We start from the raw sequence: 18,962 nt of genomic DNA on the forward strand, positions 1-18,962 counted from the left end.
TCAGAGCGTCGCGACGTAGATCTGAGCCTGCTCCACCGCGACGAGTGTCGCGGCCAGACACTCCTCCAGCTCCTGCCCGGCCTGTGTCAGCGAGGCCTGGGCCGCCTCGACCGTCTCGTGGCCGCTGCCCTCCAGCGCGCCGGCCAGCGTCTGCTGCGCCTCGGCCAGCTTCTCGCCGGCCGCCTGCACCGCTGTCTGGCCGTCACCGATCTGCTGGAGAGCGACATCGATGGCGGCCTTCAGCTCGGCGACGCTCGCCACGGGGACCTCCTGGGGGCGGAAGAGATCTCCATTACAACCCATCCCGGCGGGTGGACGAACATCCACCCTCGCGGCGTTGCGGCCCCGGTGTCCGGTTCCGCCCCTGACGTGCGCGAAGAGCCCGGCGAACGGGATCTCGCGGTCCCGTGGGCGGACACCCGGGTCCCGCCGGCGGGACCGGGTGGTCTAACGGACCAGCCAACGCGGGCCGCGTACCTCGGCGCCCAGCGCGGTCACCCGCTCCCGCAGCTCCCGGTCGGCGGTGACCACCACCCGCCGCCGCTCCGGCGCGGCGGCGACCAGCTCCACCATCGTGTCGTCGCCGGAGCCGGGCGCGGAGACCACGTCCACGCCGGGCGCGGGCGCCACGTGCCGGGCCGCGCCCTCCACCACCAGCACCACCTGCACCGGCGGCGGCAGCTCCGGCGGCACACCCACCTCCCCGACGGGCGCCAGCGCGTCGCGCAGCCGGACCGCCGCGCCGGCCCGGTCCCGCCACCAGCCGTCCGGGCGCGAGCCCACCACGTTCGCGCCGTCCACGATCAGCAGCGGTCTGCTCTCCATGCCCCCAGCCTGCCATCCGGTCGCGTTTGTCGCGCCGACCGCCGGGTAGCCACCGCCGACCGTGCCGCGCGTGCCGGGTGCCGGTCGTGCCGACTGACTGCGGAGGACGAGATGATGGGACCGGGTGACTTCGGCAACGACCCCTGGGACGAGTTCCTGGCCCGGTACTTCGGCCGGGGCGAGGGGGGACGCCGGCCGGCGCACCGGGTCGACATCACCCGCCTGATGACCGCCGACGCCCGGGAGATGCTCGCCGACGCGGCCCGCCGAGCCGCCCAGAAGCACAGCAACGACCTGGACACCGACCACCTGCTCTGGGCGGCGTTGCAGCGCGAGCCGCTGCGCGACCTGGTACGCCGGGCCGGCGCCGACCCGGACGCGCTGCTGGGCGCGCTGGGCGGACGCGGTGAGGGCGCGCCGCGCGGCGAGGTGCCGCCGAACCTGTCGCTGACCCCGGCCGCGAAGCGGGCGCTGCTCGACGCCCACCAGCTGTCCCGCGCGATGGGCGCCAACTACATCGGTCCCGAGCACATCCTGATGGCGCTGCCGCTGAACCCCGAGTCGCCGGCCGGCCGGATGCTCGCCGCCGGCCGGATCCAGCCCGAGTCGTTGCAGGCGGCCAGCGCCGAACGGGGAGCGCCGAACGGCCCGCGCCCGGACCGGGGCACCCCGACGCTCGACCAGTACGGCCAGGACCTCACCGAGCTGGCCCGGATGGACCAGATCGACCCGGTGATCGGCCGGGCCGACGAGATCGAGCAGGCGGTGGAGATCCTGTCCCGGCGGACCAAGAACAACCCGGTGCTGATCGGCGAGGCCGGTGTCGGCAAGACCGCGATCGTGGAGGGGCTCGCCGAGCGGATCTGCGACGGCGACGTGCCGCAGACGCTGATCGGCAAGCGGGTGATCCAGCTCGATCTGTCCGGCCTGGTCGCCGGCACCCGCTACCGGGGTGACTTCGAGGAGCGCCTCAAGAAGGTGATCGACGAGATCCGCGCCCACCGCGAGGAGCTGATCATCTTCCTGGACGAGATCCACACGCTGGTCGGCGCGGGCGGCGCCGGCAGCGAGGGCGGGATGGACGCCTCGAACATGCTCAAGCCGGCCCTGGCACGCGGCGAGCTGCGGGTGATCGGCGCGACCACGCTCGACGAGTACCGGCGCAGCATCGAGAAGGACGCCGCGCTGGCCCGCCGGTTCCAGCCGGTGCTCGTGCCCGAGCCGACCGTCGAGGACACCATCTCGATCCTGCGCGGCCTGCGCGACCGGTACGAGGCGCACCACCAGGTCCGGTTCACCGACGAGGCGCTGGTCGCCGCCGCTGAGCTGTCCGACCGGTACGTCACCGACCGGTTCCTGCCGGACAAGGCGATCGACCTGATCGACCAGGCCGGCGCCCGGGTGCGGCTGCGCACCCGTACCCCCGCCGAGGACGTGCGGGAACTGGAGCAGCAGCTCGACGAGACGCGCCGGGACAAGGAGCAGGCGGTCTCCGACGAGCAGTACGAGCGGGCCTCCGCGCTGCGCGACCGGCTCGCCGAACTGGAGGACCAGGTCCGCCGCGCCCGCGGCGACGAGGGGCCCAGCCACGTGCCCGAGGTGGGGCCGACGGAGATCGCCGAGGTGGTCTCCCGGTCCACCGGCATCCCGGTCACCCAGCTCACCGAGGAGGAACGCGACCGGCTGCTGCGCCTGGAGGGGCACCTGCACGAGAAGGTGATCGGGCAGGACGACGCGGTCAGCGCCGTCGCCGAGGCGGTACGCCGGTCCCGTACCGGCCTGGCCGACCCGGACCGGCCGATGGGCAGCTTCCTGTTCCTCGGCCCGACCGGCGTCGGCAAGACCGAGCTGGCCCGGGCGCTCGCCGAGGCGCTGTTCGGCGAGGCGGACCGGATGGTCCGGGTGGACATGAGCGAGTTCCAGGAACGGCACACGGTCAGCCGGCTGGTCGGCGCCCCGCCCGGGTACGTCGGCTACGAGGAGGCCGGCCAGCTCACCGAGGCGGTACGCCGCCGCCCGTACGCGGTGGTGCTGCTCGACGAGATCGAGAAGGCCCACCCGGACGTGTTCAACATCCTGCTCCAGGTGCTCGACGACGGCCGGCTCACCGACAGCCAGGGCCGCACCGTGAACTTCAAGAACACCGTCCTGATCATGACCAGCAACCTCGGCTCGGAGCTGATCACCGGCACCCAGCGCACCGTCGGCTTCGCCACCGGCGCCCCCGGCGAGCAGGAGGGCGACGAGCTGCGGGAACGGCTGATGCGCCGGCTCCAGGAGAACTTCCGCCCGGAGTTCCTCAACCGCATCGACGAGGTGATCATCTTCCAGCGGCTGGAGGCCGAGCAGCTGCGCCAGATCACCGGGCTGCTGCTGGAGGAGACCCGCCGCCGCATGCACGCCCAGGACATCCAGGTCGACTTCAGCACCGCCGGCGTCGACTGGCTCGCCGAGCACGGCTACCAGCCCGAGTTCGGAGCCCGCCCGCTGCGCCGCGTGATCCAGCGCGAGGTCGACAACCGGCTGTCCCGGATGCTGCTGGAGCACGAGGTCTCACCGGGGCAGAAGGTCACCGTCGACACCCGCGACGGCCAGCTCGTCTTCGACGTCGCCGCCGGTGAGCGGGGCTACACGCCGGCCACCACGTCCCATCCCCGATGACCGGCCGGGGCCCGTCCCGGCCGGGACGGGACGGGCCGTCACCGAAGGACCGGAGGGCGGACATGACCGAACCCGAGGAAGTCCCCGACGACACCGGGGCCGGTGAACCGATCGAGGCGGCCCCGACGGCCAACCCGGCCCGGGTGCGGGTGCCGCCGGAGGGCCTGAAGCAGCACACACCGAACGAGGGCGAGCCGGCATCCGGGCCGCCGCCGGGAGAGGAGGCGTGATGGTACGCGAGGCGCGACTCGACCCCGAGGTCGAGGTGATCTGGGACGACTTCCACGCCGAGGTGAACGTGCCCTCCGAGACGCTGCGGCAGTGGCTGCTGACCCGCGGCTCGGGGGAGGAGGCGTTCGGCCCGGATCCGGACCTCGACCTGCCCGAGCCCGGCCGGCAGATCCTCGCCGTGCTGCGCAAGCGCAAGGTGGACCTCACGCCGGAGGACATCGAGGTGATGCGGGAGGCGATCACCCGGATCCGGGAGCTGACCGCGCAGCGGCCGCGCCGGGGCAACGCCGACGACGAGTGGCGCCACGCCCTGCTCGACCTCGGCCACGACGTACTCGTCGAACGCTGAGCCGGTACGACGGCGCCCGGGCGGATCAGCGCCCGGGCGCCGCCGGCTACTCCGACTCCAGGCTGGGCAGCCGCAGCCCGGCCGCGTCCGCCGCGGCCTGCCGGTCGGCCCGGGCACGTTCCTCGCGGCTGAGCAGGTTGGCGTACTCGGTCACGTCGGCCGGGCCCGGCACCTCCGGCAACCGGCGCAGGAACGCCTCGACCTCGGCGGAGGCGGTGGTGTGCGCGCTGGCCGCCTGGCGCAGCAGCTCCCGCTGGTCGGCGGCCGGATACAGATCAGTCATGTCGCCGGAGATACCCGGGTTCAGGCGATTCGCACCCCGCCCGAGCCGTTGGGCTGCACACCGAACTCCGGGTGCGCCAGCAGCCAGCCCAGGTATTCCGGATGGTTCGCCAGCGCGTCGGTGTACGCCGCGACCGCCGCCGCCAGCACCGGCTCGGCCACCGCCGCGGCCGGCACGTCCGGGTGCCAGCCCAGCAGCAGCCGCCAGCGCAGCGGTGTGCCGGCCAGCCGGCGGGTGACCAGCCCGGCCACCGGGCGGAACGTGGCCTGGCACAACGCCACCGCCTCGCCCGCGTCCACCAGGTCCAGCGCGGCCCGCACGTCCGCCTCGTACACCTTCTTCGGGGTGAAGCCGGAGCGGGCGCAGGCGGCGGCGAAGCAGTCGCCGAAGCAGCCGTCGCCCGGCGCGGCCACCCACCGCTCGCGCCGCAGGTCGACCAGGTCGACCTCGGCGTGGCCGGCCAGCGGATGGGTCTGCGGCAACAGCACGCAGATCGGCTCGATCGCCACCTCCCGCCAGCTCAGCCCGAACCCCGCCGACGGCGTCGAGTCGCCGCACACGCCGGTCAGCGCGAAGTCGAGCCGGCCACCGGCCACCATCTGCGCCAGCTCGTCCACCGACCACGAGCCGTACGTGGTGATCTGCGCGTCCGGCCGCTCGGCGGCGAGCCGGTGCACCAGCCGGCCCAGGATCGGGCTGTTCACCCCGCCGAAGCGGTACCGGCGCAGCGGATCGCCCGCACCGGCCATCCGGGCCGCCTCGTCCCGCAGGCCCTTCATCGCCGGCAGCAGCACCCGCGCCCGGTCCAGCACCAGCTCACCCAGCGCGGTGGGACGGGCGCCGCGGCGGTCCCGCTCGAACAACGGCCCGCCCAGCGCCCGTTCGATCCGCTGAAGCTGGGCGGTCAGCGCCGGCTGGGCCAGGCCGAGCGCCGAGGCGGCCTTGGTGACGCTCCCCGTCTCCGCGATCGCGCAGACCACACGCAGGTGTCGCAGCTCCAGATCCATACCGTGACGGTAGGACCACAAACCGATACACGGAAGGGGCGATCGGCTCACCCCTCGCGGCGATGCTCCAGGTCGCTCAGCCGGGTACGCCGTCCGGTGACCGCGTCGCGCACCTTGTCCAGCACGCCGACCGCCGGTTCGACGATCTTGTTCCAGGGCGGGGTGGCGGGCGTGCCGGGGTGCGGGCGGGTCGGGGCCGCCTCCTCCGCGACCTCCCACCGGTTGCCCAGGCGGATCAGATCGGCGTCGCTTGCCACCTCGCGCAGCGGCGTGACCAGCGCCGCGACGCGGCTGACGTGCCGGCGGACCCGCTCGGCCACGTCCGCGACCGCCGGGTCGTCCGCTCCGGACAGCTCCTTGAGCGCGGTCAGCAGCCCGGCGTCCGCCTCGATCTCCCGCTCGACCAGCTCGGCGGCGTCCGGCATGGCGGCGCGGGCCGCCGGAAACAGGTACTGCTCCTCGGCGGACAGGTGCCGGGACACCGCAGCGGTCAGGACGTCGAGCACCTCCCGCCGGCCGGCCGCGTCCAGCGCCGGATCGGTGACCCGGTCGGCCAGCCCCAGCAGCGCCCGGTGCTCGGTGTCCACGAGGTCGGCGACGCTCCGCCCACCCGGCCGGTACGCGTCGTCGGCGGCGGGCGGCAGCGGCGGCAGGGGGACGGTCATGGTGCCCTCCTCATGACGGCCGGAGTCGATGTCCGGGCGGTCCGGCGGTACCCGGCCCGGCGATCCGTGAAACCGCCGCCGGGCCACCGGCGGCCCGCGACCACCTCACCTGCTGGTATAAGGAAGCGATGACGAGCGACGCCGCCCCCGCCCGACCCGACGCCACCGACGAGGTCGTCGACCTCTGCCGCGACCTGCTGCGCATCGACACCACCAACACCGGCGACAACGACACCAGCGCAGGGGAGCGGCGCGCCGCCGAGTACGTGGCGGAGAAACTCGCCGAGGTCGGCGTCGACGCCGAGATCCACGAGTCGGCGCCCGGCCGGGCCAACCTGGTCGCCCGGATCCCCGGCACCGAGCCCGGGCGCGACGCGCTGCTCGTGCACGGCCACCTCGACGTGGTGCCCGCCGACCCGGACGAGTGGTCGGTGCACCCGTTCTCCGGCGAGATCCGCGACGGCTACCTGTGGGGCCGTGGCGCGATCGACATGAAGGACTTCGACGCGATGGTGCTCGCCGTGGTCCGCGACTGGCAGCGCACCGGCGTACGCCCCCGGCGCGACGTAGTGCTCGCCTTCACCGCCGACGAGGAGGCCGGCAGCGACTACGGCGCGCACTTCCTCACCCAGCGCCACCGCGACCTGTTCGACGGCTGCACCGAGGCGATCGGCGAGGTCGGCGGCTTCTCCTACTCCGTCGACGAGCAGCGCCGCCTCTACCTGATCGAGACCGCCGAGAAGGGCATCGACTGGCTGCGGCTGCACGCCAAGGGCCGGCCCGGCCACGGCTCGATGGTGCACGACGACAACGCCGTCACAGCGCTCGCCGAGGCGGTCGCCCGGATCGGCCGGCACCGCTTCCCGGTGGTGATGACCGACACCGTACGGGCGTTCCTGGCCGAGGTGTCCGACGTGCTCGGCATCGAGATCGACCCGGACGACCCGGAGACCGCGATCGCCAAGCTCGGCCCGATCGCCAACATCATCGGCGCGACCGTCCGCAACACCGCCAACCCGACCCGGCTGGCCGCCGGCTACAAGGACAACGTGATCCCCGGCCGGGCCACCGCCACCATCGACTGCCGCAGCCTGCCCGGGCAGAGCGAGGAACTGGAGCGGCAGCTGCGCGAGCTGGTCGGGCCGGACATCGCCATCGAGTACGTCCAGCGCCAGCCGGCCCTGGAGACCACGTTCGACGGCGACCTGGTGGCGCGGATGTCGGAGGCGCTGCGCGCCGAGGACCCGGGCGCCCACCCGGTGCCGTACATGCTCTCCGGCGGCACCGACGCCAAGGCGTTCTCGCAGCTCGGCATCCGCTGCTTCGGTTTCGCGCCGCTGCGGCTGCCCGCCGACCTCAATTTCTCCGGCCTGTTCCACGGCATCGACGAGCGGGTTCCGCTGGACGGACTACAGTTCGGCGTGCGGGTTCTGGACCGCTTCCTCCGTACCTGCTGACCGCGCCCGCCGCGGCGCCGCCGGCGCGGAACCTCCCCCCATCGCGAAGGGACTGCCACACATGACCGACCAGCACGGTGAGCTGGACGCCGCCCTCGAGCGGGTGATCGACGCCGCCCGCGCCCACCTGGCCGCCGTCCGCGCCGCCCAGGGCCGGATCGACGACGACGCCGTCTGGCAGGCGTACGTCGCGTTGAACAACGCCTCGTTCGCCTACGACGAGCAGCTGCTCGACGCGTTCGGCGAGGTGACGCCCTGGGACGTGGAGTCGATCGACCCGGACGAGGCGGACGAGCGCTTCGGCGCCGTCGAGGGCGGCGAGCCCACCGACCCGCACCCGCGGGTCATCTCGGTGCGGCAGCGGCGCGACTACCGGGTGCCGAGCGTCGCCGCGCTGCTGCGCGCGGCCGAGGCGGCCCGCCGGGAGGGCACCCCGGAGGAGGACGAGCCGGCGCCGGTCGAGGGCGTCGGCGAGGCTGTGCTGGAGCTGCTGCAGAGCGGCGACGGCTCGCTGTCCGCGCTCGACGTGCCGGAGCTGGAGCCGCTGGACGGTGTGGTGATGGTCAGCGAGGTCGGCACCCCCGTCGACCTGGAGTCGTTCGACGACGACGACCCGGTCGGCCCGTTCCAGCCGGCCGCCGACGACCGGCTGGTCGGCCGACTCGACGAGCACCCGTTCATGGAGCTCGACGAGGAGCACGACCACGCGCACTAGGCCGTGCGCGTCCCCGGGGCGGCGCCGCGTCGCGCGGCCCCGGGGACGGGCCCGGCGTCAGTACGACAGGCCCGGCTGCGACTGGTTGACCAGGCGGCGCCGCAGCACCACCTGCCGTGTGCCGTCCCGGTAGAGCCGCACCCGGGCCAGCTCCCAGCCGGAGAACTCGGCCTGGATCGCCAGCTGCGCCGCGGCGGTCAGCCGATCGACGTTCGAGGGCAACCGCAGCGGCGCGTATTCGTAGTCCATGCCCCTATGCTGCCCAGGTCGCGGGCCCTCCGCCACCCCCTGCGGGTGACCCGGATCGCCCCGGCGCGGCTCAGCCGTCGCGCTCCGGGTAGCCCACCGGCACCGCCGACACGTCGTCCAGCGCCGTGACGATCTCCTCCGGCAGCGTCATCCGCTCCACCTGCAACGCGCCGAGCAGTTGCCCGACGGTGCGGGCGCCGAGGATCGGCGCCGTCACGCCGGGCCGGTCCCGCACCCAGGCCAGCGCCACCTCCAGCGGCGACACGCCGAGCCCGCCGGCCGCGATGGCGACCGCCTCCACGATGCTGGAGCAGCGCGGCTCCAGGTACGTCGCGACGAACCGTTCGAAGTGCGGCGACACCGCCCGCGAGTCGGCCGGCCGGCCGTTGCGGTACTTGCCGGTGAGCACACCGCGGCCCAGCGGCGACCAGGGCAGCACGCCCAGCCCCATCCCGGCGCAGGCGGGCAGCACCTCCCGCTCCACGCCGCGCTCCAGCAGCGAGTACTCCACCTGCGCGGCGACCACCGGGGCACGCCCCGGCCAGGCGGCCTGCCAGGCGGCGGCCCGGGCGGTCTGCCAGCCGGAGAAGTTCGACACACCCACGTAGCGGGCCTTCCCGCTGGACACCGCGTGGTCCAGAGCCGAGAGCGTCTCCTCCAGCGGGGTGTCCGGGTCGTAGCCGTGCACCTGCCACAGGTCGACGTGGTCGGTGCCCAGCCGCCGGAGCGAGGCGTCCAGCGTGCGCAGCAGGTGCCCGCGCGAGCCGTCCCGGCGGCGGCTGCCCGGCCGCAGGCCCGCCTTGGTGGCGATCAGCAGCTCGTCGCGGTCCACCAGGCTGCCCAGCAGCGAGCCGATCACCGACTCGGCGTCGCCGTCGGCGTACACGTCGGCGGTGTCGACGAGGTTGCCGCCCGCGTCGAGGTAACTCTTCAGCTGGGCGGCCGCGTCGTCGGCATCGGTGTCCCGTCCCCAGGTCATGGTGCCGAGCGCGAGCCGCGATACCGCCAGCCCGCTTCGGCCGAGCGGTCGCTGTTGCATGGGTGAACCTTATTTCGAACCCGGCGTCACGGATATCCTCGCCGCAGTCAACTTCCCGCGCGACCTCCGCCCGGTGTGACATGTTCGGGGCGAGCCGGACGTCGAGGGTGCCACGCTCATTGCGTAACCTGATGCGACCTGTGTGCGGACGGTGGGAGGATCAGTGCGACTCGGGCTCAACCTCGGATACCAGACGGCGTGGAGCACGCCGTTCGACCACCTGGCGTTGGCCCAGGAGGCGGACCGGCTCGGCTACTCGGTCGTGTGGGCCGCGGAGGCGTACGGCTCGGACTCGCCGAGCATGCTGGCCTGGATCGCCGGGCAGACGGAGCGCATCGATGTGGGCTCCGCGGTCATGCAGATCCCGGCCCGTTCCCCGGCCATGACCGCGATGACCGCCGCGACCATCGACACGCTCTCCGGCGGCCGGTTCCGGCTCGGCCTGGGCGTGTCCGGCCCGCAGGTCTCCGAGGGCTGGCACGGCGTGCGGTTCGCGAAGCCGCTGGCCCGCACCCGGGAGTACGTCGACATCGTCAAGCTGGCGGTGGCCCGCAAGGAGGTCGCGTACGACGGCGAGCACTACACGCTGCCGCTGCCCGACGGCCCCGGCAAGGCGCTGCGGCTGGGCTTCCACCCGCCGCGCGAGCACATCCCGATCTACCTGGCCGCCGTCGGCCCGAAGAACCTGGAGCTGGCCGGCGAGATCGCCGACGGCTGGCTGGCCGTCTTCTACTCCCCGGAGTTCGCCGAGGAGCACCTCGCCTCGGTGCGGGCCGGGCGCGCGGCGGCGGGCAAGGAGCTGGCCGGCTTCGACGTGGTGCCGTCCGTGCCGGTCGTGGTCGGCGACGACATCGCCACCTGCGCCGAGCTGGTGCGCTGGTACGCCGCGCTGTACGTGGGCGGCATGGGCAGCCGCAAGCAGAACTTCTACAACCAGCTCGCCACCCGGATGGGCTACGGCGACGCGGCCCGCGAGGTGCAGGACCTCTACCTGGCCAAGCGGCAGCGCGACGCGGCCGCCGCCGTACCGATGGAGTTCATCGACCGCACCTCGCTGCTCGGCCCGAAGGAGCGCATCGCCGAGCGGATGCGGGAGTACGCCGCCGCGGGCGTGACCACGCTGTCGGTGTCGCTGTTCGTGGCCGACCGGGACAGCGGGGTGCAGACCCTGCGTACCGTCGCCGAGGCGCTGGAGCTGTCCGGAGTCGGCGAGTGACCTGGATCGAGGCCATCGTCCTGGGCCTGGTCCAGGGACTGACCGAGTTCCTTCCGGTGTCCTCGTCGGGGCACCTGCGGATCACCTCGGCCCTGTTCTTCGACCGGGACGCGGGCGCGTCGTTCACCGCGGTGACCCAACTCGGCACCGAGGCCGCCGTCCTGATCTACTTCGCCAAGGACATCGGGCGGATCGTCCGGACCTGGTTCGTCGGCCTGGTCGACCGCTCGGTGCGTTCCAGCCTCGACTACCGGATGGGCTGGTACGTCATCGTCGGCACCATCCCGATCGGCATCTTCGGGCTGATCTTCAAGGACCAGATCCGCACCGCCGGCCGGAACCTCTGGCTGATCTCCTGCACCCTGATCATCGGCGCGATGCTGCTGGCCTTCGCCGAGTACTGGGGCCGGCAGACCCGCACGCTGGAGAACTTCCGGATGCGCGACGGCCTGGTGATGGGCTTCGCCCAGGCCGCGGCGCTGGTCCCCGGCGTCTCCCGTTCGGGCGGCACCCTGACCGCGGGCCTGCTGCTCAACCTCACCCGGGAGACCGCGGCCCGCTACTCGTTCCTGCTGGCCATCCCCGCCGTGGTGATCTCCGGCGTGTTCAGCCTGCCGGACGTGTTCGAGCCGTCCGCGCCGGGCACCGCCGCGCCGAGCGTGGCGCAGATGGTGGTCGCGACGCTCATCGCGTTCGCCGTCGGCTACGCGGCCATCGCCTGGCTGCTGCGCTACGTCGCACACCACACGCTGTACGTCTTCGTGCTGTACCGGGTGGCGCTGGGCAGCCTGGTGATCTGCCTGCTGGCGACCGGCACGATCAGCGCCACCTGACGCTGTCTCCTGGCACGCGGAAAGGCCGGCACCCCTTGCTTCGGGGTGCCGGCCTTTTCGCTTCGCCTCACTTGTTGTCTCAGCTGTTCCAGTGCTGGGCGACGAGGTCGGCGGCCCGCTGTTCTAATTCGGGCGCGGTCGTGGGTAAAGGAGACCTGGACGGTCTGGGCGGCGCCTGGCTGGGGCATGCGTCGCGGCCAGCCGTCGACCTGCTTGAGGCCGGTGAGGAACGCGGTGTGGAGAATTCGGGGTCGGTGGATCTGCTCGGACGGTGCCCCAGCTTCGCTGGAGGGGTTGCCGGAACAGGCCCTGGGAGTCGTGGCTGCTGCGGGTCGCCGAGGTGGCCGAGGCCTCCAGCTCGGCCCCTGCAGGGCGGTGGGCGGCGGACACGACGGCGGCGCGTTCGTCCATGCCGGCCTTCTTGGTGGCGCGAGCGATACCTGACGTTGGCGGTCTGCTCGTCGTCGAGGTCGATGTGGACTGCGCCCTACCGCCGCGGATGAGGGTGGTGGTGTCGAGCTTGCCGGTCTGGGTGGTGACGGCCAGGCCCGCACCGGGGTGGTGGTGTCGGGAGCAGGGGGCCGCGGCGAGGCCACCGGCGACGGTCAGGCCGCGATGCCGAGGATGCCTTGCGCAGGATGCTGCCCATGATGGGGCTCCGTTCGGGGGAAGGTCGACGCCCGCGCCGAGGGGTTCGGTGTGCGCGGAGCACCGTCAGGCGCTCAAGGAAGTCTTGGGGGTCCGGCGCGCTGCTCACGCGATCTGCATCGGGGTGCCTGGGGGGCTTTTGCGGGGGCTGGTCGCTCGCGCCGGAGACATGTTCAACGACCGCCGCCCGGCGTCATTCCGGACGCCGCCGCCCGATCGACTTCACGGGGTGGGGTGCTGCGGGGTGCTGAAGTCATCAGGTATAACGCCCCGCCGCCGTCCCGGGATTCCGCCGCCGGGTGTCCCCGACCACCTCGAAACCGGACAGCGCCGCCCAGCCCTCGCATTCACCACCGACCGCCCAGCGCCTATCACCCGCTCGGCGCCCGCCGCCAGCACCCGGCCGCCCAGCGCTCCCGGCTACTCGCCGCCCAGCGCTCCCCGGCGCCTGCCGCTCAGGGCCCCCGCCCACCGGCGCCCGCCGGCCAGCCCTCAGCGCCCGGCACCCGCCGCCCAGCCCTCAGTACCCAGCGCCGCGCTCCGGCGTCTGAAAGTATGTCGATCATGAGGTTGACGGCACTTCGTGTCCGGGTCGGTCACCGTCAACCTCATGATCGACGGGGCGGCCCGGCGCGGCCGACAGCCACCCTGGGGGGAGGCGGGCCCCAACCTACCCGGGCTGGGGGATCGGGGCGGTGAACCTGCGCGGCCGGGCCGCCCAGACGGAACAGTGCGAGATCTTGGTACGCCGCCGCCCCCAGAAGGGCGGAAACGCACCAAGATCTCCCATCGAGCGGCGGCCAGAGCACCAGCGCCGCGCAGGCGTCAGCGCGAGCGGGCACCCCGGCGAACCCCAGCAGGCCCCTGCGCATCAACCGCCACGGGTGACCCTTGGAAGGAAGCGGCCCCCATGAGGGCCCAAATCTTCCAAGATCTCGAAGCGCGGCGGTGGGCGGGGCCGGGCGGATCGGCCGTCATCGGCTCACCAGCCCGATATGTCCGACGTGTTCATGATCAACGGGATGGGAGTCGGGGGCGGTCGGGGAATCCGGCTAGCTGGTGTTCGGAGGAACGACGGCCGCCGAGATCTCGGCCGAGGGGGGATGCGGGCGAGCACCGCCCGCGTTGCCCCGGGAAGGGGTGGCGGACCGAGGGCGTCGTGGCGGGACGATCAACCGCGGGGCGTACCGCCTAGGGTGGTCAGCGTGGCGACCCTTCTCCTTCTGCGACACGGCCGGACCACCGCGAACGCCGACGGCGGCCTGGCCGGGCGGCAACCGGTCGAGCTGGACGACACCGGCCGGGCGCAGGCGACGGCGGTCGGCGCGCGCCTCGCCGGGCTGCCGCTGGCGGCCGTGGTAACCAGCCCGCTGATCCGCTGCCGGCAGACCCTGGAACTGGCGCTGCCGGAGGCGGAGCCGGTGGTCGACGAGGGGCTGATCGAGTGCGGGTACGGCGACTGGGAGGGGCAGTCGCTGAAGAAGCTGGCGAAGGAGCCGCTCTGGCCGGTGGTGCAGCAGCACCCGAGCGCCGCCGCGTTCCCGCAGGGGGAGTCGATGGCGGCGATGTCGGCGCGCGCGGTGGCCGCGGTACGGGCGTGGGACGCGCGGGTCACCGCCGAGCACGGGCCGGAGGCGGTCTGGCTGGCGTGCAGCCACGGCGACGTGATCAAGGCGATCGTGGCGGACGCGCTCGGCGTACACCTTGATCTTTTTCAGCGGATCGTGGCCGACCCGGCGTCGGTGACGGCGATCCGCTACACCCCGTTGCGGCCGTTCCTGGTCCGGCTCAACGACACCGGCGGTGACCTGTCGGCGCTGGTCCCGCCGCCGCGCAAGCGGCGCCGGCGGCCGGCGCGGGCGGCCGAGTCCGACGCGGCGGTGGGCGGAGGCGCGGGCGCGGCCGGGTGAGCAGGGAGTGCGCGGCGCGTTCGCTCTGGGCGGATTCGGCGTCGGTGGGCTGCGCGGTGCTTCCACACGCCGGATAGGGTCGTGGGTATGACGCACCAGGTGCACGCCTTCGAGCCGCCGGAGCGGTTCGTCGCCGGTACGGTCGGCCCGCCGGGGGAGCGCACGTTCTTCCTCCAGGCGCGCGGCGGCGGCCGGCTGGTCAGCGTGTCGCTGGAGAAGGTCCAGGTGTCGTTGCTCGCCGAGAAGCTCGAGGAGCTGCTCGCCGAGGCGCAGCGCCGCTTCGGCGTGAAGCTGCCGGAGCCGGTCACCACGGTGACCGGCGACAACGAGCCGCTCGACACACCCGTGGACGAGGAGTTCCGGGTCGGCACGCTGGGCTTGGCCTTCGACGTGGACACCGCCACGGTGGTGATCGAGGCGATCGCCGTCGGTGAGGCGGAGGTCGAGGTCGAGCTGGGCGACGCGGACGACGACGCCGATGAGGACCCGGACGAGCCGGACGACGACCTCGACCGCCTCCGGGTGCGGCTGACCCCGGAGGCGACCCGTGAGTTCATCGAGCGCGCCAAGCGCGTCGTGAACGCCGGCCGGCCCCCCTGCCCGTTGTGTGGCCAGCCGCTCGACCCGGCCGGTCACCTCTGCCCCCGGCACAACGGCTATCACCGGTGACCTCGTCGGAACTGCAGCCCCGACAGGACGGCGCCGAGGCGCTGCGGCTGCTCGCCGACGGTGAGCTGACAGTGGAGGGGCGGCTCGTCGACGCCTCCAACGCGACGCTGCGCGGCGTCATCGCCCTCGGCGACGTGACGGCGCACTGTGTCTACAAGCCGGTACGCGGCGAGCGCCCGCTCTGGGACTTCCCGGACGGCACGCTCGCCGGCCGGGAGGTGTCCGCCTACCTGGTGTCCCGGGCCACCGGCTGGGACCTGGTGCCCCCGACCGTGCTGCGCGACGGGCCGTTCGGTCCCGGCTCGTGCCAGCTCTGGATCGACGAGCCGGACGACGCCGAGCCGCTGGTCGGCTTCGTGCCGGCGCGGGAGATCCCGCCGCGCTGGTTCCCGGTCGCCGCGGCCCGCGACGACGACGGGGCGGCGTACGCGCTGGCCCACGCCGACGACCCCCGCCTGGCCCGGCTCGTCGTGCTCGACGCCGTGATCAACAACGCGGACCGCAAGGGCGGGCACGTGCTCGTCGGCCCGGACGACCGGATCTACGGCGTCGACCACGGCGTGAGCTTCCACGTCGAGGAGAAGCTGCGTACGGTGCTGTGGGGCTGGGCCGGCCGCGAGCTGCCGCCGGACGCGGTGGAAATGCTCGACGGCCTGACCGGGCAGCTGCGCGGGACGCTCGGCGAGGAACTGTCCGAGCACCTGACCATCGGTGAGCTGGCCGCGCTGGCGGAACGGGTCGAGCGGTTGCGCGAGAGCGGCCGGTTCCCGCTGCCGCCGCAGGAGTGGCCGGCGATGCCCTGGCCGCCGATGTGAGCCGCTGTCGCGTTGATCACCCGTAGGGCGGCACCCGAGCGTCTGACGGATCGTTAGGCTGGCGGTCATGGAGTCTTGGGCGGGACACGAGGTGCCACGGCTGCCCGGCGAGGGCGTGTCGCTGAGGTTGTACGACTCGGCGCGGCAGGGCGCCCATCCCAGCCGGCCCGAGGGCGCGGCCTCGATGTACGTCTGCGGCATCACCCCGTACGACGCGACGCACCTGGGGCACGCCGCCACCATGATCACGTTCGACCTGGTGCAGCGGATGTGGCGCGACGCCGGCCTCGACGTGCGGTACGTGCAGAACGTCACCGACATCGACGACCCGCTGCTGGAGCGCGCCGAGCGCGACGGCGAGGACTGGAAGGTCCTGGCCATGCGGGAGACCGCCCTGTTCCGCGAGGACATGGAGGCGCTGCGGATGATCCCGCCGGCGCACTACGTCGGCGCGGTCGAGTCGATCCCGGACATCGCCGAGAAGGTGCTGGTGCTGCTCAAGGACGGGGCGGCGTACCGGCTCGACGACGGCACCGGCGACGTCTACTTCGACGTCTCCGCCGCGCCCCGGTTCGGCTACGAGTCGAACCTGACCCGCGAGCAGATGATCGAGCTGTTCGCCGAGCGCGGCGGCGACCCGGAGCGCGCCGGCAAGCGCGACCCGCTCGACCCGCTGCTGTGGCGCGGCGCCCGCGAGGGCGAGCCGTCCTGGCCCGGCGGCGAGCTGGGCGCGGGCCGACCCGGCTGGCACATCGAGTGCACTGTCATCGCGTTGAACCTGCTCGGCGACCGGATCGACGTGCAGGGCGGCGGCAACGACCTGATCTTCCCGCACCACGAGTGCTCCGCCGCGCACGCCGAGCGGCTGACCGGCGAGGCCCCGTTCGCCGACCACTACGTCCACGCCGGCATGATCGGGCTGGACGGCGAGAAGATGTCGAAGTCCCAGGGCAACCTGGTCTTCGTGTCGCGGCTGCGGGCCGACAAGGTGGACCCGATGGCGGTCCGGCTGGCGCTGATGAGCGGGCACTACCGCAGCGACCGCTCCTGGACCGACGAGCTGCTCACCGAGGCGCAGGAGCGGCTGGGCCGCTGGCGGCGGGCCGCCGCCGCGCCGGCCGGGCCGTCGGGGGCGACGTTGCTGGCCGAGGTACGCGAGCGCCTGGCCGACGACCTGGACACTCCGGGCGCCCTGGCGGCGGCTGACCGCTGGGCCGAAGGAGCCCTGAACGGCGTCACCGACGACGAGACCGCCCCGGCTCTCTTCCGCGACACGGTAGACGCCCTCCTCGGCATCGCCCTCTAACCCACCCGCCAGCCCTCCCGCGCGCCCTCCCGCGCGCCGATCTTGCACTTGCGGCCCACATTCCGCCCCTTCCGTACGGGTTCGCAAGGGCCAAAAGTGCAAGATCGCGCCAACCCGGGGGCGGGTGAACGTGACGGGTGTGTCGAGGGCGGTTTGACACCCGTGGTGTTCCACTCAGGCGTGCCCGGCCCGCAGCCCTCGGCGATCTTGCAGTTGTGGCCCTCGGAATGTCCTGAATGCCCCACGAGTCCGGGCGGAAAAGTGCAAGATCGCCGAGGGCTGGGGTGCGGTGGGTCAGCCCAGGACCAGGCCGGGGTCGGGGTCCTGGTCGGGAGCGGGGGCGGGGATCTTGTACTCCTCCGTCAGCGTGGTCATCGGGCCGGGCCAGGTGGCCTGGGCGACCTCGATCGGCTTGTGCCGCTCGTCGTAGGCGACGTGCAACAGGTGCAGCACCGGGGTGTCCGGGCGGATCTGGAGGATCTCCGCCTCCTCCCGGCTGGGCTGGCGGGCGCTGATCGTGTCGGTGGCGGTGACGTACCGCCGGCCGGTGACCTCCTCGGCCTCCTGGTAGAGCGGCCGGCCGAACGCCTCGGCCCGCTCCAGTGACGTGCCCGCGGTGTCGGCGGGCAGGAACCACGACGCGCCGACCTCGACCGGGGAGTCGTCGGTGCGTACCAGGTGCCGCCGGCAGAGCAGTTCGGTGCCGTCGGTGACGCCGAACGCGTCGGCCACCTCCGCCGGGGCGGGGGAGCGGCCGACCGAGACGAGTTGCTGGCGGTACCGGGCGGCCAGGTCGGTGTGGTAGCCGCGGAAGCCGCCGTACCGGCCCCGGGACAGGCGGTTGAGGCGGCGCCGGGTGCCCCGGACGTACGTACCGGAGCCGGGTTTGGTGATCAGGACGCCCTCGACCCGCAGCTGGTCGACGGCGCGCTGCACGGTCTGCTTCGCGACGCCGAACATCTCGGCGATGGCCGGGATGGACGGCAGCCGCTCGCCCGGACCCCAGTCGCCGCGGCGCACCTGCGCCTTGAGCTGCGCGGCGATCTGCCGGTGCGGGAACTCGGCCGCGCCGGGGTTGATCTGCATGCCCGCCTCCTCGTGACAGCTAGGTTCCTAGGATGCCCTAGAGGGTGTGACGGCGCCACCCCGGACACGCAGAAACCGGGCCCCGACAAGGGAGCCCGGCTTCGACGAAAAGAGCTACCAGGAACCCGCGGTCGGCCCGGCGGAACCGCCGCGGCGACGCAGGTACTTCTCGAACTCCTGGGCGATCTCGTCCCCGGTCAACGGGGTGATGCCGGCGTCGCCGACTCGTTCCTCCAGCTCACGCACGTACTCGCCGAGTTCGGCGTCCTGCTCGGCGGCACTGCGCACCCGCTGCTCCCACTCGGCTGCCTCCTCGGCCAGGTCGGCCATCGGCACCGGCAGGTCGAGCACCTCCTCGACCCGGTGCAGCAGCGCGAGGGTGGCCTTCGGGCAGGGCGGGTTGTTCGCGTAGTGCGGCACGTGCACCCAGAACGACACCGCGTCGACCTCGGCCCGGGTGCAGGCGTCGTGCAGCACGCCGACGATGCCGGTCGGCCCGTCATACCGCGTGGGGGTGAGCTGGTAGCGCTTGGCCGCGTCGGCGTCCGACGCGCTGCCGCTGATCGGCAGCGGCCGGGTGTACGGCACGTCGGCCAGCAGCGCGCCGAGCAGTACCACCCGCTCGACCTCCAGGCTGTGGCAGATCTCCAGCACCTGCTCGCAGAACGTACGCCAGCGCATGCTCGGCTCGATGCCGCGGATCAGCACCACGTCCCGCTCGGTGCCCTCCGGGCTGGCCACCATGAACCGCGTGGTGGGCCACTCGACGCGCCGGGTCTCCCCGTCGGCCATGGTGATCGTCGGGCGGCTCACCTGGAAGTCGTAGAAGTCCTCCGGGTCCAGCTCGGTCACCTCCCGGGCCTGCCAGACCTGCTCCAGGTGTTCCACGGCGGCGGTGGAGGCGTCGGCGGCGTCGTTCCAGCCCTCGAAGGCCGCGATGGCGACCGGCGAGCGCAGTACCGGCAGCCCGTCGAACTCGGTCACGCCGTCACCTCACC

The 18,962-nt window shown here is 73.3% G+C and carries 20 protein-coding genes; 11 read left to right on the top strand and 9 right to left on the bottom strand.

All coding sequences use genetic code 11. The features are described from left to right. Together Q3W68_RS21045 and Q3W68_RS21050 are read right to left on the bottom strand one after the other, a co-directional pair. Window positions 1-261 (bottom strand): hypothetical protein, encoded by a 261-nt coding sequence (locus tag Q3W68_RS21045; protein ID WP_091428014.1) that lies wholly within the window; start codon window positions 259-261, stop codon window positions 1-3. Window positions 262-447: 186 nt separating this feature from the next. Beyond that, window positions 448-825, bottom strand: coding sequence for a hypothetical protein (locus Q3W68_RS21050; RefSeq protein ID WP_302907073.1), 378 nt, complete (start codon window positions 823-825; stop codon window positions 448-450). A 111-nt stretch (window positions 826-936) separates the two neighbouring features. On the opposite strand from Q3W68_RS21050, the gene Q3W68_RS21055 reads away from it, so the two are divergent. From Q3W68_RS21055 to Q3W68_RS21065, 3 genes are all read left to right on the top strand, one after another. Further along, window positions 937-3,486, top strand: coding sequence for an ATP-dependent Clp protease ATP-binding subunit (locus Q3W68_RS21055; RefSeq protein ID WP_302907074.1), 2,550 nt, complete (start codon window positions 937-939; stop codon window positions 3,484-3,486). A gap of 62 nt (window positions 3,487-3,548) precedes the next feature. Further along, window positions 3,549-3,716, top strand: a complete 168-nt coding sequence (locus Q3W68_RS21060) for a hypothetical protein (protein WP_302907075.1) — start codon at window positions 3,549-3,551, stop codon at window positions 3,714-3,716. Further along, window positions 3,716-4,066 carry a DUF3140 domain-containing protein gene (locus tag Q3W68_RS21065; protein WP_302907076.1) on the top strand — a complete coding sequence of 117 codons (351 nt, stop codon included), beginning with the start codon at window positions 3,716-3,718 and terminating at the stop codon, window positions 4,064-4,066. The genes Q3W68_RS21060 and Q3W68_RS21065 overlap by 1 nt, the downstream gene beginning before the upstream one ends. Before the next feature lie 46 nt (window positions 4,067-4,112). Here Q3W68_RS21065 and Q3W68_RS21070 read toward each other — a convergent pair whose 3' ends face one another. The 3 genes from Q3W68_RS21070 to Q3W68_RS21080 are packed head-to-tail and all read right to left on the bottom strand — an operon-like array spanning window position 4,113 to window position 6,021. Beyond that, window positions 4,113-4,349 carry a hypothetical protein gene (locus Q3W68_RS21070; protein ID WP_302907077.1) on the bottom strand — a complete coding sequence of 79 codons (237 nt, stop codon included), beginning with the start codon at window positions 4,347-4,349 and terminating at the stop codon, window positions 4,113-4,115. Window positions 4,350-4,369: 20 nt separating this feature from the next. Beyond that, window positions 4,370-5,356 carry a LysR family transcriptional regulator gene (locus Q3W68_RS21075; protein WP_302907078.1) on the bottom strand — a complete coding sequence of 329 codons (987 nt, stop codon included), beginning with the start codon at window positions 5,354-5,356 and terminating at the stop codon, window positions 4,370-4,372. 47 nt (window positions 5,357-5,403) lie between these two features. Then, complete coding sequence (locus Q3W68_RS21080; protein WP_302907079.1) at window positions 5,404-6,021, bottom strand: hemerythrin domain-containing protein; 618 nt, start codon at window positions 6,019-6,021, stop codon at window positions 5,404-5,406. Window positions 6,022-6,149: 128 nt separating this feature from the next. On the opposite strand from Q3W68_RS21080, the gene Q3W68_RS21085 reads away from it, so the two are divergent. Continuing rightward, window positions 6,150-7,478, top strand: a complete 1,329-nt coding sequence (locus tag Q3W68_RS21085) for a M20/M25/M40 family metallo-hydrolase (RefSeq protein WP_128137760.1) — start codon at window positions 6,150-6,152, stop codon at window positions 7,476-7,478. Between the two features lie 61 nt (window positions 7,479-7,539). After that, window positions 7,540-8,193 (top strand): hypothetical protein, encoded by a 654-nt coding sequence (locus tag Q3W68_RS21090; RefSeq protein WP_013286069.1) that lies wholly within the window; start codon window positions 7,540-7,542, stop codon window positions 8,191-8,193. A 57-nt stretch (window positions 8,194-8,250) separates the two neighbouring features. On the opposite strand, the gene Q3W68_RS21095 is transcribed toward Q3W68_RS21090, so the two are convergent. Together Q3W68_RS21095 and Q3W68_RS21100 are read right to left on the bottom strand one after the other, a co-directional pair. Beyond that, window positions 8,251-8,442, bottom strand: a complete 192-nt coding sequence (locus tag Q3W68_RS21095; RefSeq protein WP_030274256.1) for a DUF5703 family protein — start codon at window positions 8,440-8,442, stop codon at window positions 8,251-8,253. A 70-nt stretch (window positions 8,443-8,512) separates the two neighbouring features. Beyond that, on the bottom strand, window positions 8,513-9,481 hold the full coding sequence (locus tag Q3W68_RS21100) for an aldo/keto reductase (RefSeq protein ID WP_013286071.1): 969 nt from the start codon (window positions 9,479-9,481) through the stop codon (window positions 8,513-8,515). A 163-nt stretch (window positions 9,482-9,644) separates the two neighbouring features. Here Q3W68_RS21100 and Q3W68_RS21105 point away from each other — a divergent pair, with 163 nt between their 5' ends. From Q3W68_RS21105 to mshC, 6 genes are all read left to right on the top strand, one after another. Further along, complete coding sequence (locus tag Q3W68_RS21105) at window positions 9,645-10,697, top strand: LLM class F420-dependent oxidoreductase (protein WP_302907080.1); 1,053 nt, start codon at window positions 9,645-9,647, stop codon at window positions 10,695-10,697. Beyond that, window positions 10,694-11,530 carry an undecaprenyl-diphosphate phosphatase gene (locus Q3W68_RS21110; protein WP_302907081.1) on the top strand — a complete coding sequence of 279 codons (837 nt, stop codon included), beginning with the start codon at window positions 10,694-10,696 and terminating at the stop codon, window positions 11,528-11,530. The genes Q3W68_RS21105 and Q3W68_RS21110 overlap by 4 nt, the downstream gene beginning before the upstream one ends. A gap of 1,844 nt (window positions 11,531-13,374) precedes the next feature. Then, window positions 13,375-14,088 carry a histidine phosphatase family protein gene (locus Q3W68_RS21115; RefSeq protein ID WP_302907082.1) on the top strand — a complete coding sequence of 238 codons (714 nt, stop codon included), beginning with the start codon at window positions 13,375-13,377 and terminating at the stop codon, window positions 14,086-14,088. Window positions 14,089-14,175: 87 nt separating this feature from the next. Beyond that, complete coding sequence (locus Q3W68_RS21120; RefSeq protein ID WP_013286077.1) at window positions 14,176-14,757, top strand: DUF3090 domain-containing protein; 582 nt, start codon at window positions 14,176-14,178, stop codon at window positions 14,755-14,757. Continuing rightward, window positions 14,754-15,572, top strand: coding sequence for an SCO1664 family protein (locus tag Q3W68_RS21125; RefSeq protein WP_302907083.1), 819 nt, complete (start codon window positions 14,754-14,756; stop codon window positions 15,570-15,572). Before Q3W68_RS21120 ends, Q3W68_RS21125 begins: the two co-directional genes overlap by 4 nt. A 67-nt stretch (window positions 15,573-15,639) precedes the next feature. Continuing rightward, entirely contained in the window at window positions 15,640-16,878 is a 1,239-nt protein-coding gene (gene mshC, locus Q3W68_RS21130; RefSeq protein ID WP_302907084.1) for a cysteine--1-D-myo-inosityl 2-amino-2-deoxy-alpha-D-glucopyranoside ligase, read from the top strand. Window positions 16,879-17,172: 294 nt separating this feature from the next. Here mshC and Q3W68_RS21135 read toward each other — a convergent pair whose 3' ends face one another. Beyond that, complete coding sequence (locus Q3W68_RS21135; protein WP_302907085.1) at window positions 17,173-17,964, bottom strand: GntR family transcriptional regulator; 792 nt, start codon at window positions 17,962-17,964, stop codon at window positions 17,173-17,175. 114 nt (window positions 17,965-18,078) lie between these two features. After that, entirely contained in the window at window positions 18,079-18,948 is an 870-nt protein-coding gene (locus tag Q3W68_RS21140; protein ID WP_013286081.1) for a PAC2 family protein, read from the bottom strand. Window positions 18,949-18,962: the final 14 nt, after the last annotated feature.

The organism is Micromonospora sp. C28ISP2-4 (genome assembly GCF_030519385.1).
GTDB classification, from domain to species: domain Bacteria; phylum Actinomycetota; class Actinomycetes; order Mycobacteriales; family Micromonosporaceae; genus Micromonospora; species Micromonospora tulbaghiae.